This window comes from Rhodoferax sp. GW821-FHT07G04 (genome assembly GCF_059418585.1).
This window is the reverse complement of record NZ_JBWKQD010000001.1, coordinates 1,013,206-1,029,427: the sequence shown is the minus strand read 5'-3', so window position 1 is coordinate 1,029,427 and position 16,222 is coordinate 1,013,206. Positions and strand designations below refer to the sequence as shown.

The 16,222-nt window shown below is 61.1% G+C and carries 17 protein-coding genes; 12 read left to right on the top strand and 5 right to left on the bottom strand.

Going from position 1 to position 16,222, the window contains the following annotated elements; translation table 11 throughout:
- Window positions 1–4 precede the first annotated feature (4 nt).
- Complete coding sequence (locus tag AC07OO_RS04790; RefSeq protein ID WP_495080904.1) at window positions 5–856, bottom strand: hypothetical protein; 852 nt, start codon at window positions 854–856, stop codon at window positions 5–7.
- A gap of 278 nt (window positions 857–1,134) precedes the next feature.
- Between AC07OO_RS04790 and AC07OO_RS04785 the strand changes: the two genes are divergently transcribed.
- The 6 genes from AC07OO_RS04785 (at window position 1,135) to AC07OO_RS04760 (ending at window position 5,785) form a co-directional block, all read left to right on the top strand.
- Window positions 1,135–1,623: a hypothetical protein gene (locus AC07OO_RS04785; protein WP_495080903.1), complete on the top strand. Its 489-nt coding sequence runs from the start codon at window positions 1,135–1,137 to the stop codon at window positions 1,621–1,623.
- 3 nt (window positions 1,624–1,626) lie between these two features.
- Window positions 1,627–2,121 (top strand): hypothetical protein, encoded by a 495-nt coding sequence (locus AC07OO_RS04780; RefSeq protein WP_495080902.1) that lies wholly within the window; start codon window positions 1,627–1,629, stop codon window positions 2,119–2,121.
- Between the two features lie 9 nt (window positions 2,122–2,130).
- Window positions 2,131–3,072, top strand: coding sequence for a response regulator (locus tag AC07OO_RS04775; RefSeq protein ID WP_495080901.1), 942 nt, complete (start codon window positions 2,131–2,133; stop codon window positions 3,070–3,072).
- Entirely contained in the window at window positions 3,069–3,986 is a 918-nt protein-coding gene (locus AC07OO_RS04770; RefSeq protein WP_495080900.1) for a hypothetical protein, read from the top strand. Before AC07OO_RS04775 ends, AC07OO_RS04770 begins: the two co-directional genes overlap by 4 nt.
- An 81-nt stretch (window positions 3,987–4,067) precedes the next feature.
- On the top strand, window positions 4,068–4,595 hold the full coding sequence (locus AC07OO_RS04765) for an SRPBCC family protein (protein WP_495080899.1): 528 nt from the start codon (window positions 4,068–4,070) through the stop codon (window positions 4,593–4,595).
- Window positions 4,596–4,666: 71 nt separating this feature from the next.
- Entirely contained in the window at window positions 4,667–5,785 is a 1,119-nt protein-coding gene (locus AC07OO_RS04760) for a phosphoserine transaminase (protein WP_495080898.1), read from the top strand.
- Window positions 5,786–5,902: 117 nt separating this feature from the next.
- Here the strand turns inward: AC07OO_RS04760 and AC07OO_RS04755 are convergent, their stop codons facing one another.
- A complete protein-coding gene (locus AC07OO_RS04755; RefSeq protein ID WP_495080897.1) occupies window positions 5,903–7,834 on the bottom strand; it encodes a sensor histidine kinase in 1,932 nt (643 codons plus the stop codon).
- Window positions 7,835–8,009: 175 nt separating this feature from the next.
- Between AC07OO_RS04755 and AC07OO_RS04750 the strand changes: the two genes are divergently transcribed.
- Window positions 8,010–9,965, top strand: a complete 1,956-nt coding sequence (locus tag AC07OO_RS04750; RefSeq protein ID WP_495080896.1) for a PhoX family protein — start codon at window positions 8,010–8,012, stop codon at window positions 9,963–9,965.
- Between the two features lie 45 nt (window positions 9,966–10,010).
- On the opposite strand, the gene AC07OO_RS04745 is transcribed toward AC07OO_RS04750, so the two are convergent.
- Window positions 10,011–11,036, bottom strand: a complete 1,026-nt coding sequence (locus AC07OO_RS04745) for a pirin family protein (protein ID WP_495080895.1) — start codon at window positions 11,034–11,036, stop codon at window positions 10,011–10,013.
- Between the two features lie 111 nt (window positions 11,037–11,147).
- Here AC07OO_RS04745 and AC07OO_RS04740 point away from each other — a divergent pair, with 111 nt between their 5' ends.
- Both AC07OO_RS04740 and AC07OO_RS04735 read left to right on the top strand, forming a co-directional pair.
- On the top strand, window positions 11,148–12,320 hold the full coding sequence (locus tag AC07OO_RS04740; protein ID WP_495080894.1) for an exo-alpha-sialidase: 1,173 nt from the start codon (window positions 11,148–11,150) through the stop codon (window positions 12,318–12,320).
- Window positions 12,317–13,015, top strand: coding sequence for a hypothetical protein (locus AC07OO_RS04735; RefSeq protein WP_495080893.1), 699 nt, complete (start codon window positions 12,317–12,319; stop codon window positions 13,013–13,015). The genes AC07OO_RS04740 and AC07OO_RS04735 overlap by 4 nt, the downstream gene beginning before the upstream one ends.
- A 20-nt stretch (window positions 13,016–13,035) precedes the next feature.
- Here the strand turns inward: AC07OO_RS04735 and AC07OO_RS04730 are convergent, their stop codons facing one another.
- Together AC07OO_RS04730 and AC07OO_RS04725 are read right to left on the bottom strand one after the other, a co-directional pair.
- Complete coding sequence (locus AC07OO_RS04730) at window positions 13,036–13,623, bottom strand: adenylate/guanylate cyclase domain-containing protein (RefSeq protein WP_495080892.1); 588 nt, start codon at window positions 13,621–13,623, stop codon at window positions 13,036–13,038.
- Between the two features lie 32 nt (window positions 13,624–13,655).
- Window positions 13,656–14,162, bottom strand: coding sequence for a 4Fe-4S dicluster domain-containing protein (locus AC07OO_RS04725; RefSeq protein WP_495080891.1), 507 nt, complete (start codon window positions 14,160–14,162; stop codon window positions 13,656–13,658).
- On the opposite strand from AC07OO_RS04725, the gene AC07OO_RS04720 reads away from it, so the two are divergent.
- From AC07OO_RS04720 to AC07OO_RS04710, 3 genes are all read left to right on the top strand, one after another.
- Window positions 14,163–14,876 carry an autoinducer binding domain-containing protein gene (locus AC07OO_RS04720; RefSeq protein WP_495080890.1) on the top strand — a complete coding sequence of 238 codons (714 nt, stop codon included), beginning with the start codon at window positions 14,163–14,165 and terminating at the stop codon, window positions 14,874–14,876.
- Window positions 14,877–14,949: 73 nt separating this feature from the next.
- Window positions 14,950–15,333 carry a DUF4902 domain-containing protein gene (locus tag AC07OO_RS04715; RefSeq protein ID WP_495080889.1) on the top strand — a complete coding sequence of 128 codons (384 nt, stop codon included), beginning with the start codon at window positions 14,950–14,952 and terminating at the stop codon, window positions 15,331–15,333.
- A gap of 93 nt (window positions 15,334–15,426) precedes the next feature.
- On the top strand, window positions 15,427–16,038 hold the full coding sequence (locus AC07OO_RS04710; RefSeq protein WP_495080888.1) for an acyl-homoserine-lactone synthase: 612 nt from the start codon (window positions 15,427–15,429) through the stop codon (window positions 16,036–16,038).
- Window positions 16,039–16,222 lie beyond the last annotated feature (184 nt).

The window sequence follows — 16,222 nt, the reverse complement described above, 5'->3', positions numbered from 1 at the left end:
TGTGCTACCAGTAGATATAGACCGAGACGATGTGGGCCACCATGGCCACCAGCAGCGCCAAGGCCATGGGCACATGCAGCAGCAGCCATAGCCGCAGCTTGGCGCTGAGGCGGTAGGCCTGCCGTATCTTGTCGACTAGGCCCTTGCGCCGCACCATATGGGCGTAGATTTCTCGCCCTGCGCGGGACGACGCCGTGTCCAAATGGGTGTTCAGGCGTTCGATGACGGCCACGGCGTGGGTCGTCGGGCAATTGCGGCCCGTGGTGCCCAGCAGATTCTGCAGGGCCGTGCCTTGCAGGCGGGTGTGGTTGGCGGCTTCCAGTATCAGCGTGTTGTACTGGTCGGGCAGGGTCAGCGCCAGGCGCTGGGCCTGGGCATCGATGTCTTGCAACTGCAGCATCAGCGAAGACAGCGTGCCATCGCCCATGGCCTCGGTCAGGCGAGTGGGTACCCGGTTGAAAACGATGACGCCATAGATGCCGCTGCCGACCACGACCCACATCAGCGCATAGGCCAGTGAATGGGTGTTCAGGCCCAATTCAAAGCCACAATGCAGGCTGGCCAAAACCACAACGGCGCAGCCCAAATAGACATGTGCCGACAACCACCCTTGTGTACTGGTGCTGCTGTCGTAGCGTCGCTTGCGTATGCCCAGCCAGGCCAGCCAAATCATCAAGAGGGCGGCGCTGACACCGAAAAAATAGCCAGGCCAGGTGCCGCCATAACCCAATTTACCGGGATTGCGAAAGAGATACAGCCGGTGCCAGACATAGAACAGGCTGGCGAGTGCACTACCCACCCAGGCTACTTTGAGATAGCGGAAATGCCGGTACTCTAAGAACCCTTGGTGTTTCATTCTGCCGCCTGTTTTTGATCAGTTGTAGCGCGCTGTAGGAGGAAAGACCCCGCTGATCATACGGTCAGTCAACTTAAAAAGTGGGATTTGTTTACATTTTGATGCATGTGGTGTGGCGTATAGTGCTCAAGCGGCTTTCCGCGTATTGACGGGTCTTCCGTCTTCGCGGGGAGCGGCACAAATGGGGTCAGCATGGTCCTGAATACGGTGTGCATGGGTTGCCTCGGTTCAATGCTTTTGCTCGGCAAGGCTTGTGGGCGCCGCTTGCCGGTGTTGCCGTGACAGAACCCGCAGCACCGGAGACACCTGAACCGGCGGCCGCACCCGGTGGTGGCGGTAGCGCAGCCGGTCGCGCCTACCGTGAAGAGCTGGCCCGCCAGGGGCGTTTACCTGCTGAACCCTTTGTCACGCCCACGCCTGCATCACCCGCAGCCCCCCGCGTCGCGGCCGTAGAAGCCCGCGCCGCTGAGCGCAAAAAGATGACAGGCCGCGCCCGCGTGCTCATACCCGGCCGGGGTGCCTTGGGGGGCAAGATGGTCGATATGTCGCTGACCGGCGCCTGCGTGATGGTGGAAGACATGTTGCCCAGCCGCATCCAATGCATGCTGGAGTTCGACATCTTCCACGGCGGCAAGCGCCATGCATTCAGCGTACCCGCGGTGTCGGTCTACGGGGTCTTGGCCAGCGGCCAGGGCTTCAAGGTCGGCTTTCAATTCGGGGCCTGCGGTGCTGCGGCTACCAAAAGCATTGCCGAGTTGGTGGCCTGATCCATGACAGATCTGGTCTACCCCGTGGAGATTGCGGATGTGCAATCCAGCCTGGCCCGGGCCTGGCGGTTCTTGAGCGGGGAGCGGCGCAGCTTTGACTACCGGCCCGGTGGTATGGACGCTGCGTGCTTTGCCGAATTCTGTTTCGTTATGCCACTGACCGTCACACAACACGCATTGCAGGCGGGGGTGGGGGTGTTGATGCAGCGCAGCGACGCGGCCCATGTGGCGGCTTATATGTTTGGCGTGCCGCAGGAGCAAGTGGGGGACGCCGAGCTGCGCGATGCCTGCGCCGAAGTCTGCAATGTGCTGTCGGACTGCACAGCGGCACATTTTGGCGCAGAGCAAGACGTCAAGCTGGGCCTGCCCCGCCATGCCAACGCTACGGAATACGCCCATATCGCCGAAAACAGTATTACCAGGGCGGTATACCAGGAGTCTTCGGGTGCACGCAGTGTGTTGATCGTGCTGTACGATTGTTTGAGTTCGCCGTCGTGAAGTGAGTCCATGAAAGCAACGACTATCCATCTTTCCAAACCACTGAAGTTTTTGGTGGTGGATGACAGTCGGGCCATCCAGGCCATTGTGCGGCGGGCCATTGTCAAATGCGGTTACGAGCCCGTTGAAGTCCAGACGGCGCTAGACGGTGAACAGGCCTTGGACATCATCGAGTCCTTTGTGCCCGATCTGGTGATCACCGACTGGCACATGCCAAAGGTGTCCGGCCTGGAGATGGTGCAGGCATTGCGCCAAATGGGTCATGCCAATATTCGGGTTGGTTTTGTGACCACGGAGAAGACGCCGGCCATGCTGGACCAGGCCATCAGCAATGGCGCGATGTTCATCGTGCACAAACCCTTTGACGATGCCGAGCTGGCCGCAGCCGTGGTGTCCTCCGTCAAGGATTTGGCCAAGCTGGTGCCCAGCCCCACGGCCGCCCAAAAGAAAGACCAGGAGCCTGTCACTGAGCCGGCGTTGCACAAGCAGTTGCAGGCCACGCTGGGCAATATCCCGTTTCGCCTGATCGCGCGGGAGCCGATGACGACCGAGAAGCTCACGCCCAACAACCTGCTGGGTTTGTATGTGGGTACGGGCCATAAAGGCGTTTATGCCATTGGCGTCATGGACGGCAATGCCGTGTGCATGGTGGGAGGCGGTGCCTCCCGCAAGCTGCCGCCCGAGGTGCGTGCAGCCATGGATTCGGGCCAGCCCGATGACACGATGCTGAACAAGGCCAACGACTTCATGCGCGCCGTGGCCCAATGCATTGCCGAGACGGCGGACCCCGGCCCAATCACCGTGTCCCTGGCCAAGGCCAGTATTGTCAAAAATACCTTTGCCAAACTGTCCGAGGTCTTGGCCCAAAGTGGGCGGCGCTCGGACTTCCGCATCGCCATACCCGGTTATGGCGAGGGGCGCATGGCCTTCTTTGTGATGGCGGCACCATGACCCTGCTTAACGCGGCACTGGCCTTCGTCTTCTTTTGCAACCTGGTCTTCATGATCGGCGCGGGCTATCTGCTGATGCGCATTCTGGACACCACCGAAACCACGCAGATCAACTTGCAAAAGGCGGCCAGCTCGGTTGTGGAGGTGGGAACGCACATCAAAGTAGTGGTGCGTAGGGCGTTTAACGAAATGGAGCGCAACAACGACGCCCTGATGGCGCGGGAGAGCTCCAGTGGCCGGGCGGTAGTCGAGCTGTCGTCGCAGATCAAGACCTTGGTCGAGCGCATGAAGGTGCTGATGGCCAAGAACGCGATGGAGCGCGATGCGGCCGACGGTGGCGGCAGCCAGCATCTGGGCGGCGAGGAGCTGCGCGCCAAATTGCACGAAGAATTGAACGCGGCTTTGGCCAAGACCCACGCCTTGCAAGACGAGATCGACCAGACCAAGTACCGGCTCAAGGATGCTTCGCAGGCGAACAACGAGCTGCGCGAAGAGATCGGCGATGCCAAAGGTATCCAGCAAAGCGTGGTCGACAGCCTGATGCAGCGCACCGTGGAGTTGGAAGAGCAGTTGCAAAAGGCCCGGGAGCGTGCCGAGGCCGCTGAGCAGCATGCGCAGGCCAATGCCCAGCAATTGGACGAGATTCGGGCGCAGATCAACGCCCAAGATTTCTCCGCCAGTAGCGGGGATGGTGGCGTGGACCAGAGTGGCCTGATAGAAGGGCAGCAACAGCAGATCGACGCCCTGGCCGCCCGCGAAGCGGAGCTGCTGGCCCGCATTGCCCAACTGGAAGGGGCATTCCAGCGCAACCAGACCGAGAAAAATTTCATCGAGGAGCGCTTTCTGCAATTGGATGCGGGGGATACTGCCCGAACGCCACCCGAACCCGGGCCACCGCCCGCCAGCCAATCCTGAGTGGAGCCCGAAGAGCCTGCGCCTCCCAGGCATTCGGTATAGTGCAGGCGTTCCTGCACATTCCACCAAGGAGTCCTGAATATGGTCAAGAAAATCCTGCTCGGCCTGCTGGCCTTGATTGCGCTGGTGCTGATTTTTGCCACAACCCGGCCGGACACCTTCCGCGTGGAGCGCAGCATTGCGATCAAGGCTGAACCCGCCAAGGTGTATGCCTTGCTGAATGACTTCCACCAGTTTCCCGCCTGGTCGCCGTGGCAGAACCTCGATCCTGGCATGCAAGTGACCTACAGTGGCGCGCCCAGTGGGCAAGGGGCCGTATACGAATGGTCGGGCAACGATGCGGTCGGTGCGGGGCGCATGGAGATTTTGAAGACCGACCCCAATGCTGGCGTGACCATCAAGCTGGATTTCTTGAAGCCCTTCGAAGGCCACAACACTACGCAATACACATTGGCCAATAGTGGCGGCACAACCACCGTGACCTGGGCCATGTTTGGCCCCAGCCCCTACATCTCCAAAGTCATGGGCGTCTTTGTTAGCATGGACAGCATGATTGGCAAAGACTTTGAGCGCGGTTTGGCAACCCTCAAATCGGTCGCTGAGAAGTAGTCCACCACCGCTTTCCCTGTACTTGCGCCCTGCGGGGCGCTTTGATTTTTTTTGTTCCACACGAGATCCCGATGCAACCCACGGTTAAACCCCAGAACCCCAACTTCTCTTCAGGCCCTTGCAGCAAGCGCCCTGGCTACGATGTTTCCAAGCTGCAGTTGGACACGCTGGGCCGTTCGCACCGTTCCGCGCTGGGCAAGAAGGCGTTGGGGCTGGCCTGCTCCGAAACCGCCCGCATCCTGGGCCTGCCGTCTGGCTACCGTGTGGCCGTGGTGCCCGCGTCCGACACCGGTGCGGTGGAGATGGCCCTATGGTCCTTGCTGGGGCCACGTGGTGTGGACGTGCTGGCCTGGGAGACCTTTGGCGCGACCTGGGTCAACGACATCGTGCACCAGCTCAAACTGCCGGGGGTGAACACGCTGACCGCCAGCTATGGCGAACTCCCCGATCTGGGCCGTGTCAATTTTGAGCACGACGTTGTCTTCACATGGAACGGCACGACCTCCGGCGTCAAAGTGCCCAACGGTGATTGGATCCCCGCCGACCGCGGTGGCCTGACCATTTGCGATGCCACGTCGGCTGTGTTCGCCATGGATCTGCCCTGGGACAAGCTGGATGTGGTGACCTTCTCCTGGCAAAAGGTGCTGGGTGGCGAGGGCGGGCACGGCATGCTGGTACTGAGCCCCCGTGCTGTGGCACGCCTGGAAAGCTACACACCCGCCTGGCCGCTGCCCAAGATCTTCCGCATGACATCGAATGGCAAGCTGATGGAAAGCCTGTTCCAGGGCGACACCATCAACACGCCGTCCATGCTGTGCGTGTCCGATTACCTGGATGCCCTGGCCTGGGTGGACAGCCTGGGCGGCGTGCAAGCCACAATGGCGCGCAGCCAGGCCAATCTGCGGATCATCGAAGACTTTGTGGCCGCCCATGACTGGATCTCGTTTTTGCCCAAGGAACCTGCCTACCGCTCCAACACCAGCGTCTGCATGACGCTGGCCGTCACCGACGCGCAGGTCAAACGGATGATCGCGCTGATCGAGGCCGAGGGCGTGGCTTACGACATCGGCGCCTATAAGGATGCTCCGGCCGGTCTTCGCATCTGGTGCGGAGCCACCGTAGAGGCGGCGGACTTGCAGGCGCTACTGCCCTGGCTGCGCTGGGCCTACGCCCAGGTGACGGCGGCCTAGCCCGGTGTGCGCTCTGGCGGATGGGGCACTGTGCATTCGATTGCTTCTAAAAAGATAGCAACATGTGTAATGTTGACGAGGGCTAGCGGCCAGATTTTCTTAAGCCAATCGGCGCCATCAGCTTAGTCGAAGCTCCACCACCGTGGTACCGGGGTGGCTGCTGATCTGGACCTGCGCGCCAATGGCCTTGGCCCGCTCCTCCATGGACGCCAGGCCCTTGCGCCCTACCTGCTGTGTGTCGAAACCCAGGCCGTTGTCGCATACCCGTATGCGCACCGGGTGCTGCGCGGTGTTCAGCCCGCGCGGCGTGGGCGTGGCCTCAATGCGCAGCACGCTGGCCTGCGCGTGCTGCATCACATTGGAGAGGGCTTCAAAAATGATGTACTGCAGTTGGCGCATGGCGCCGGCATCCAATCGGGGCACATCGGGCAGGGGCACCACCGCCCATTCCAGGGTCAAGCCCATGGCGCGAAAGCGGGGTTCCAGCCGGTAGCGCAGATTGGCCAGCAGCGCGGTGATGTCGCCCGGTGGCAGGTTCAATGCGTCGATGGACAGCTTGAGTTGGTCCAGCGAATCTTGCAGCGTCAGCAGAATCTCATCCGGGTTTGCGTGGCCCGACTTCAGTTGGCGTATCGCCGAACTGATGTGGGAGCCCACGCCGTCGTGCATGTCACGCAGGATGCGGGCCCGCTCCTGCCCCCGCTCCTGTTCGCGGGCGATGCCTTCCATCCGTTGGTAGGTGTCGGACAACTCGCGTTCCTTGTCTTCTACGCGAATGGCCAGTGTGTCCAGCATGTCCCGCACCCGCAGATTGGCTTTGCGAAAGCGCTCAATGGCAATGGCACCCAAGGCCAGCCCAAACAGCGTTGCGGTGTAGCGCAGATGGGCATGGTTGCCAAAGGATTCACCCATGCGTATCACATAGAAGTCGTACACGCCTACCGGCACGTTGACGATGAAGGCGATGGCTACCATGCGGTGCATGCCGGTGCTCGTCTTGCGCAGTGCCTGGGCCACAAACACCAGGCTGGTTGGCACAAAGACCAGTGCAAAAGCCGCTTGCCACAGCGTCAGTAGCAAGGGCATGGGCAGGCTGACGGTCGCAAATGCAACGGCGGGCCCGGTCAATATCAGGGCAGCCACCAGCCCCTTCAAAGCGGTGCTGCCGCGGCTGCTTTCCCAACCGGCAACGGTGTGGCAGAACATCAGCAGGGACCCCAACCATATCGCCAAGGCCATATTGATGGCCACGGACCACCAGTGCCAGGGCAGAGGCGGGTGCTCGATGACGGTATCGCCAATCAAGAAGGCCCAGGAGAATTCAGCCAGTGCGGCGAACAAATATAGGCGGTCTCGCATGCCGCGGCGCTCTGGGCGAGGGTCGGTCTGTGAGATCCACAGCACACTGGCGAAGATGCCAACGATCAGGCTGAACACCGACAGCACGCCCGAGCCGCCCACGCGGATGGCGAATTCACGTTGGTAGATGGGTTCCAACTCCTCCTTGGGACCAACCCACACCACAGGCACGCCGGAGCGGCGCCCGCTCTCGGAGCGTATCGTGATTTCCAACTGGTTGTGGGGCAGCATCACCCCAGGAGGGATGCGCACAAAGCGCGGAATCTTGGCGTAATCGCTGAAGGTGGTTTCGGCTGGGGTAGGCTGCTGCTCAGCGGTAGCACCGCCGGTGAGCTGCACCACGTCGGCATTGGCTTCCGCATCGCTGATGGGGCCATTGGCATCCAGCACCACGCCATTGAGCTTGACCTGGTAAGCATTGCCCAAGCGGTGGAAGTACAGAGCCCAAGGTGTGCGCGGGGCGGCGGCGGGGCCGTCAAAGACCAACACAAACCGGCCCAGGCCGGTTACGCCCTTGTGGTGCGAATCCCAACCATAGGGCAACTGCACTTCGGCAAAGGCCGACTCGCCGTTGACGGTCAGCTCCACGCTGGCTTGCTTGAGCGCGATCACATCGGCGTGGGCTCGGCTGGGTAGACCCGCGCCCAGCCAGACGATCAGGCCGACGAGAAGGCATCGCAAGATTTGCATCAAGGCATCGTATCAACATGTATGGCCTTGGCCAGCGGGGCATACAGCTTTGTCATGGAATTTGCGCGGAAACGTCACGGATTTGACATGCCGCCCCTGCATGATGCCGCCTCACGCGAGCCTAGCTACACCCCGTTGCGGCTCTTTCCTCTGTCTGCCCACACACTGGCCTCTTATGTCTAACACTCTCAATCTTTCCCGCCGTTCCCTGCTGCAAGCCTTTGCCGGTGCCCCCTTGTTGCCGTTGACCTCTGCCTTTGCTGGTCTGTCGTTGACTGCCTGTGGTGGTGGCTCTTCCGTTGCCCCGATCACGTTCAGTTCGGTTGGCTTCTCCAGCACGACCGCACCCGGCTTGACGAATGCGGCCGCGATGGCCACGACGACCGTGGGCTCGACGATGTCGGTCAAATTCAGCGACAGCAGCAAGCTGGACTACAAGCTGGCCTACCAGCCATTCTTTGTGACGGGCGACATGGTGTCAGACGGTAACGGCGGCAAGGTTTTGGCCGGTGGTTACTACGACATCAACAACAAACCCATCATCGACAAGAGCGTTGCCGGCAAGGAGCGCCAGTTCTTCTCGGATTCGCCCGACGGCACTTCGCTGCTGAGCGTGGCGGGTGCCAAGGTCACCGGCGTCAAGGGCAACACCGTGTTTGCCGTGGTGCAGTTTGAATACACCACATTTGCACAAGACGGTGTGACCAGCATGTATGGCCAGCTGCCATCCCCCATTGCCGTGCTGACTTTGGACCAGGACCCGGCCACCGGCAAGCTGTCCCTGGTGAAGTACCACAATGTGGACACCTCGTCCGTCAACGGCCTGTGGATTACCTGTGGCGCCAGCTTATCGCCCTGGGGCACGCACCTGTCCAGCGAAGAGTACGAACCCAATGCCTTTGCCATCGCCAACGATGCGCAGTTCAAGGGCTATAGCAAGAACCTCTATGGCAGCGAGACCGCGGCCAACCCCTACAACTACGGCCACATGCCCGAGGTGACGGTCAATGCCGACGGAACGGGCTCCATCAAGAAGCATTACTGCATGGGCCGTTTGTCGCACGAGCTGGTTCAGGTCATGCCCGACAACCGCACCGCGCTGATGGGCAACGACGCCACCAACGCCGGTTACTTCGTGTTCGTGGCTGACAAAGAGAAAGACCTGTCTGCCGGTAGCCTCTACGTGGCCAAGGTCGGTACCGGCTTCAGCCTGGACCCTGCCGCTGCAGGCGCGGCCCTGACCTGGATCAAGCTAGGCTCTGCCACGAGCGCTGAGATCCGCGCGCTGGTGGATGGCGGCATCAAGCCCACTGACATCATGGACGTCAAGAGCGCAGACCCATCGGATGCCAGCTACACCAAGATCACCGCCAACGGTCGCGTGGAATGGGTCAAGCTGGTGCCCGGCAAGGAAAAGGCGGCGGCCTTCCTGGAGACCATGCGCTATGCGGCCTTGGTCGGCGCTTCTATGGGCTTCACCAAGATGGAAGGCACGACGGTCAACACCAAGGACAAGATCGCCTACTCTGCATTGCAAAACTGCGAAGGCTCCATGGTGGCGGGCAATGCCGCCAATGTGCCGGGCAACGGCATCTCCATTCCCGCAGTATTGAAAGCCGGTGCCGTGATGGCCCTGAACCTGAGTGGTGGTGTGAAGGACACAACCGGTGCCGCGATCAACAGCGAGTGGATGCCCATCAATACCAAGGCCTTGCTAGTGGGCCAAGACATCACGGCCGACGCGCTGGGCAATACTGCCAACCCCGACAAGGTGGGCAATCCGGACAACCTGAAGTTCTCCGAAAAAATGCGCACGCTGTTCATTGGTGAGGACAGCAGCCAGCACGTCAACAACTTCTTGTGGGCCTACAACGTCGACACCAAGGTGCTGTCGCGCATCATGTCCATCCCCGCGGGTGGCGAGTCCACCGGCCTGCATGCCGTGGACGAGCTCAACGGCTGGACCTACATCATGAGCAACTTCCAGCACGCGGGCGAATGGCTGGCCATCCATGCCAATGTCAAGACAGCGCTGGACCCCTTGGTCAAGGCCAACTACAAGGACAAGTTTGGCGCCGCGGTCGGCTATCTGACGGCTGACGTAAGCCAACCCAAGTTCAGCAAGGCTTGAACTCGCTGAAGTGATAGCAGGGTCCGCCGCAAGCGGCTCCTGCTCCTATTCCGGACGTTGCTCTACCCGGCCATCGGCGTGCTTGGCAAAGCGGCCTTGTTCGCGGGGGTGAACGGGGTCGCTGGCGGGCCAGGGCCAACCGCCGAATTCGGTGGCACGGTAGTCGGCAAAGGCCTGGTGGATCTCGGCCTGGGTGTTCATGACAAAGGGGCCGTACTGTGCAATGGGCTCGTTGATGGGCCGCCCTTGCAACACCAGCAGTTCGACAGGTGCATCGCCCGCGACCAGCTCGATATCCAAGCCCGCCTTCACTTCAATGGCGGACGACGGGGGCACTGCTTGCTCGGCGATGCGCAGGGTCGCACCTTCGAAGAAGTACAGCATGCGCCGTGTGCCCTGGCCTTTGGCCGCAGGCAGTGTCCAGCGGGCTCCGGCCTGCATCTTGATGGTCCAGATGGCCAGGTCCGAATCGTGCTCGGATGCCCAGGAGTCGGGTGGTGGTGGCAGCCCCTGGGCGCTACCCAGGCTACCGGCCACACAGGCAATGTCAGTGGACTTGCCATGGGCATCCACTGATTGGACTTGCGCAATGTCTTCGCGCCAAAACATCGTGAAGTGCGGGGTCACCATTTTGCTTTTGGCAGGCAGGTTCAACCAGATCTGGAACAACTCCATCGGATTGGGCCGGTCGGTGTGCAGCAGCGGAAACATCTCGCAGTGCACCACGCCTTTGCCCGCCGTCAGCCATTGCACATCGCCCCCGCCAAAGCGTGCCGTTGCGCCCAGAGAGTCGGAGTGGTCGATCAAACCTTGGCGGGTGATGGTTACGGTTTCAAAGCCCCGGTGGGGATGGGATGGAAAGCCTGGAATGGTTTGTCCGTGGTACATGCGCCAGCCATCTTTGCCGGCAAAGTCTTGCCCCAGATCGCGGCCTGCCAATGAAGCGGCCGGGCCCATGGCGGTATTGCCGGCGGGATACGCGTCGTTGTGGTGGACGCAAAACAGAAAGGGATCCAGGGTTTGCCAAGTAAAGCCTAGCGGCTGCACGCTGAGTAGGGTGGGAGTAGTCATGGCCGGATTTTCGCCCCGTTGGAGAGTTCGCACAGGCCGCAAGGGCATGGCTCTGTGTGCCACTAAGATACGGATGTTCCCAACCGCACGCCCCGCCCTGAATTGATGCCCTTGTTGTTTACCCGTCGCTCCGCCTATTGGCGCGTGCTGTGCGCATTGGCGGTGGTGGTCGCCGTGTGCGGGCTGGATCTGTGGCAGCGCCCCATCGCGCCGCCTGCTGCTGCCGCGGTTTGGAGCCAGGCGTCGGTACCCAGCAACTTGACCCGCCTGGAAGTGACGACCAAGGGTGATATTCCCATGCCTGCCGGCATGGCGGCCGCCCACGCCAGCAACCTGTTGTCTATGCCTGCCGGCCATGCGGCTGCGCTGACTGTTTTCTGGTTCTCCGGCGACCGTGAGAGTGGGCCCAATGTACAGATTGCAGCTTCACAGTACCTGCGTGCCACTCAGCAGTGGGCTCCTGCGCGGTTTGTGGTCAATCGCTTCGTGGCAGGTGATCAATTGGGCTTTGGTTTGCGTCGCCTGGGCAATCCGGTGGCGTGGATGGACGGCAAGGGCCGTGTCCATCTGTTTGTTGTTGCAACCGGTTGGGGGGGGTGGGCCGCGTCGCGCATCCTGCATCTGCGCCAAAGCAGCACCGGCAATGGGCTGGCCGAGTTGGCTTTCGAGCCGGTGCGCGTGTTGCCCTTGTCTTGGCTGTGGAACACGAGCTTCTTGGTGCGCAATGCGCCGATGGCTTTGGCGGATGGGGGCATGGTTCTGCCCGTGCATTTTGAATTGGGTATCAAGTACCCCGTGGCCCTGCGCTTTGACGCAGAGGGTGATTACCGCGGCATGGTGCGCCTGTCGCAGCGGTCTTATTTGTTACAGCCCAGCCTGGTGCTGCAGTCGCCGCAACAGTGGCTGGCACTGATGCGCGACGAGCGACCCAAGGGCAAGATTGGTGTGGCTCAAACGGTAGACGGTGGTCGGCATTGGGTGGATTTACCGGACTTGGCCTTGGACAATCCGGATGCCGCAGTAGCCGCATGGGGCCTTGCACCGGGGCAGATGCTGCTGGCCCACAACTCGTCCATTGCTTCGCGCGGCACATTGGACCTCAGCACCTCGGGTGATGGCCGCAACTGGGCCCTGGTGAAGACGCTGGAACGGGGTGCCCCCGACGACGAGTTCTCCTACCCCGCTATGGCGTGGGCGCAGGGCAGTCTATGGGTCAGCTACACCGTGGACCGCCACCGCATTGCGTGGCAGCGCCTGTCCGCCACTGCTGAGGGCAAGCCATGAGCGGGTGGTGGAGTAGTGGCTTGGCCCAGGCCATGGCGACGGATGTGCCTGCATTGCCCCACCAGTGGGTGATGCAGATTTGGCTGCATCTGGGCTGGAGTGTGGTGCTGGCCTACCTCGGCGCTGGCCTGATGGGCCGCTGGAAACCTGCGTACGCTGGCAAGCTGGATGGGCGGCAATGGGGCGTGGCGCTGGTCCTGGCACTCTGGACCTGGGTGCCGGGGCCCTATTCGCCTGCCTATTGGCTAGGCCTGGCTTTTCAAATGCCCAGTATTACGACAGTGCTGTTGTGCGACGCACTGCTGCGGGAGCGATTCTTTGCCACCCGAGCCGGTTTGCTGCCACCGACCGCACCGCATCACGTTACGCTGGGGCTGGCTATAACGGCTGTGCTGCTGGGGTGGCTGTTGTTGCTAGACAGCTTTGCCGTGCTGCCCTGGCAGCTGTATGCCTGGGGCTTTAGCCCGTTGGCAGTGGGCGCGGCAATGGTGGTTTCGCTTTTGCCCTGGCTGTGGGGCGCCTCCTCTACGCCACCGCGCAAACTGCGGCTATGGATGCTGCCCATGGCGGTGGCGCTATTTACGGTTATGCGATTGCCCAGCGGCAATGTATGGGATGCCGTGTTGGACCCCTGGCTGTGGCTGGCGCTGCAGGCGTGTTTGCTGCGCACGCTGTGGCGCGCCCTCAAACGCTGACAGCTTTGGCAGCTTAGCACTTACTCGGGCGGGAGCCGGTAGATGGTGCGGCTCCCAAACAGCGTGCCGCAAGCCATGAATGTTTGGTCGGAAACAGCCTCGCGGAAGGCGTCGGTCACCCAGACCTCACCGCCCTTGGCCATGTCTTCACCCAGTTTGGACGCCGCATTGACCTCGGCACCCCAGACTTCATTGTCATCAATGCGCAAAACCGTTCCGTAGCCCAAGCCGATGCAGATTTCCAGGCGGTCCTCGGGTGCACGTCCTGGGTTGTTGGTCACCGTGGCCTGGACCATGGCACGGGCGGCTGCCAGGGCCTGCCGGGGCGCATCAAACACCACCAGCAGCGAGTCGCCTTCGTGCTTGAGACACTGGCCTCCGTGCGCGCGGATCATGGGCAAAAATAGATCTTCCGATTCCTGTATCAATTGCAGGAAGTGCACGATGCCAAAGGCCTCCACCACGCGTGAGAAACCGACCAGATCGGTGAACATGACGGCCTGCATGCGACCGAAGCGGGCGAAGATGGCCGCGTCGATCGCGGCGCAATCAGCGCCGGGTTGGCGGCGCTGGGTCAGTAGCAAGGCAAGTTCATCGGAGTCGGTCATGCCCGGCATTCTCACACCGTGGCTGGTCCGGCTCAAGCCAGAGGTGGCTTTGCGCGTGCGAGTGTGATGGCCCTCTCCGGGCAGGCCGTGACGCACAGCCCGCAGGCTCGACAGGCATCAGGCTGAACCACCTGCACCTGCTTCCAGCCATGCACGAAGCCCTTGATCGTGCCTTTGAGGCTGAGGCTTGCCCTTTGGTCCTGTGTCATCACGCCCATGGTGAAGACATCGACCGGGCACACATCCACACAAGGGCCTTTGCCTTCGCAGCGGTTGGGGTTGACGATCGGGACTAGAAGGCCCGCGGGGTGCTTGAAATCGTGCGCGCTGCCGCGCTGGGGGGAAGTTCGGTGGTGGTGTTGTCTCATGTCCGCATGGTGCACCGCGAAGGTGCACAGCGTCTTGTCACCCCGGTATCGGTTTGTTGCGGAATATTTCAGGTCCGGCTTGGCCGGCGAATTCTTGAAAAGCCTTGACACCAGCGTAAGATGGAAGTGTGTTTGAACCGCAGTGAACGGATGCGAACCTAAGGAGAACATATGAACACTTGGCAGGGGGACTTGCTGGGTATTACCGATACGGGCCGAACCGTGGACGAGGTGTTTGAGAAGATCGAAAGCGCTTCGCAGGCCCTGGGCTTCGAATTTTGCGCCTATGGTTTGCGCCTGCCGACGCCCATTTCCAATCCCCGCACCATGATGCTCAGCAACTATCCGCTGGAGTGGCAGGCACGTTATGCCAGTGCGGGTTACCTGGCCACCGATCCCACCGTGGCCCATGGTCGCCAGTCCCAAACGCCGTTGCTGTGGACCCATGCCGTGTTTGAGACCACTCCCGCGCTGTGGGAAGAGAGCCAATCCTTTGGTTTGCGCTATGGCTGGGCCCAATCCAGCCTGGACGCCGTGGGGGTCGGTGGCATGCTGTCGCTGGCGCGGTCCTATGACCCGCTCACGCCCGCAGAACTCGCCAGCCAGGAAGTCAAGATGCGCTGGTTGGTCAATATTTCACACTTGGCGCTGTCCCGTCTCTTCGTTTCGGAGCTGGTCAAAGAGTCGCAGCCCGATCTGACTTCACGTGAGATCGAGGTGTTGAAGTGGACAGCCGACGGCAAGTCTTCGAACGAGATCGCAGACCTGTTGTCCATCTCGGAAAACACGGTCAACTTCCATATCAAGAACTCGGTTGCCAAATTGCGCACGGCCAACCGGACCGCGGCCGTCGTGCGGGCTGCCATGCTGGGCCTGTTGAATTAGAAAAATAATTGGCTTATATTTGCGCTGTCTGTTTTGAGCAGATGCGATCGCCACCCTCCGTCAAGCCCATCCTATGCACCTCTCTCCCGATGGATTGATTCGCTTGACCTTGGATCAACTGCTATCGACCCCGCTGGAGCATCTGGTTTCAGGCGTGGATATAGAGGCCAACTCGCCTACGGCGGGATGCGGTCGGCAAACTTCTCTCTCGGGGTACACCGAGTGGATCAGCACCCAGGACCCCACAATTTCCATTGGCTGGGATTGGCGTCTGCTCACGTCGGTCAATGGTCCGCGTTGGATCCGCGTGGGCCTGCCGCGGAGCAATCTGATGTTGATGCAGGATACCGGTCGCGACACATCCTGGCACGGCAATTTGGAAATACTGGGCACCGTAGTCGATGCGCTCGCCTGGCGTGAAATCATGCCCAGCGCCGTGGCCTCCCGTTACGCTTGATTACAAGTTACTTCTCTGCCTACCAAATCTGGTAGTTACTCGCTTGCAATAAGCGCGGTTCAATAAATCTCCTCTTTTCGAAAAGGAGATGACGTGAACATTGTGACCGGGACATCGGCAGATTTGTCTTTGGAAATCATGGCCGGCGTTGCGCGCTACCGCCATCGGGTCTTTGTAGAAAAGTTAGGCTGGCAGTTGCGTTGTGAGAATGCGCTGGAGTACGACCAGTTCGACCGGGACGACACGGTATACGTCGTAGCCCACAACGCGGCACAAGAGGTGGTTGGCACGGCGCGTCTGCTGCCCACCACGCGACCCTATTTGCTCGGCGAGGTATTTCCGCATCTGCTGGGCGGCGTGCCGCTGCCCCATTCGCCGGATGTATGGGAACTGTCCCGTTTCGCTGCGGTCGACTTCAGCACCCAAAGCAGCTCTGCACTGGCCCAGTTTTCATCGCCGATAGCGGTCGGCTTGTTGCAGGCCTCGCTGGATTGCGCCGCACGCCACGGCGCCAAGCGCTTCATCACGGTGTCGCCCTTGGGTGTGGAGCGCCTGCTGCGCATTGCCGGCTTCAAGGCACACCGCATGGCTCCTCCAACCGTCGTCGATGGAAACCCCGTATTTGCCTGTTCCATCAGTTGCGAAGTGCAGACGGCTGATGTTGCGCTGGCGGAAGACCCCGACCGGCTTGCGCTGCCGGCCTGAACGCTACAGACGCCACTACTGAAGCGAGGCCTGCAAAAAAGAGAGTTCTCCCGAGGCAGATGACCAAAGCCGTTGCAACGGTCCCTGCCTGCAATGCTCGGGCCCCAGGCCCCTAAGGAGTTGTAGTCATGTTTGATTTCGTGCCGCACTGCTGCGGCAACCATGCTGTTTCCCACGCTGCAGA

Excerpts from the sequence above, each read along its gene's own strand:
- AC07OO_RS04755 (WP_495080897.1), bottom strand. The coding sequence starts at position 7,834 with ATGCAAATCTTGCGATGCCTTCTCGTCGGCCTGATCGTCTGGCTGGGC.
- AC07OO_RS04715 (WP_495080889.1), top strand. The coding sequence starts at position 14,950 with ATGCACCTCTCTCCCGATGGATTGATTCGCTTGACCTTGGATCAACTG.
- AC07OO_RS04745 (WP_495080895.1), bottom strand. The coding sequence starts at position 11,036 with ATGACTACTCCCACCCTACTCAGCGTGCAGCCGCTAGGCTTTACTTGG.
- AC07OO_RS04765 (WP_495080899.1), top strand. The coding sequence starts at position 4,068 with ATGGTCAAGAAAATCCTGCTCGGCCTGCTGGCCTTGATTGCGCTGGTG.
- AC07OO_RS04750 (WP_495080896.1), top strand. The coding sequence starts at position 8,010 with ATGTCTAACACTCTCAATCTTTCCCGCCGTTCCCTGCTGCAAGCCTTT.
- AC07OO_RS04770 (WP_495080900.1), top strand. The coding sequence starts at position 3,069 with ATGACCCTGCTTAACGCGGCACTGGCCTTCGTCTTCTTTTGCAACCTG.
- AC07OO_RS04775 (WP_495080901.1), top strand. The coding sequence starts at position 2,131 with ATGAAAGCAACGACTATCCATCTTTCCAAACCACTGAAGTTTTTGGTG.
- AC07OO_RS04720 (WP_495080890.1), top strand. The coding sequence starts at position 14,163 with ATGAACACTTGGCAGGGGGACTTGCTGGGTATTACCGATACGGGCCGA.
- AC07OO_RS04760 (WP_495080898.1), top strand. The coding sequence starts at position 4,667 with ATGCAACCCACGGTTAAACCCCAGAACCCCAACTTCTCTTCAGGCCCT.
- AC07OO_RS04790 (WP_495080904.1), bottom strand. The coding sequence starts at position 856 with ATGAAACACCAAGGGTTCTTAGAGTACCGGCATTTCCGCTATCTCAAA.
- AC07OO_RS04725 (WP_495080891.1), bottom strand. The coding sequence starts at position 14,162 with ATGTTCTCCTTAGGTTCGCATCCGTTCACTGCGGTTCAAACACACTTC.
- AC07OO_RS04735 (WP_495080893.1), top strand. The coding sequence starts at position 12,317 with ATGAGCGGGTGGTGGAGTAGTGGCTTGGCCCAGGCCATGGCGACGGAT.
- AC07OO_RS04780 (WP_495080902.1), top strand. The coding sequence starts at position 1,627 with ATGACAGATCTGGTCTACCCCGTGGAGATTGCGGATGTGCAATCCAGC.
- AC07OO_RS04730 (WP_495080892.1), bottom strand. The coding sequence starts at position 13,623 with ATGACCGACTCCGATGAACTTGCCTTGCTACTGACCCAGCGCCGCCAA.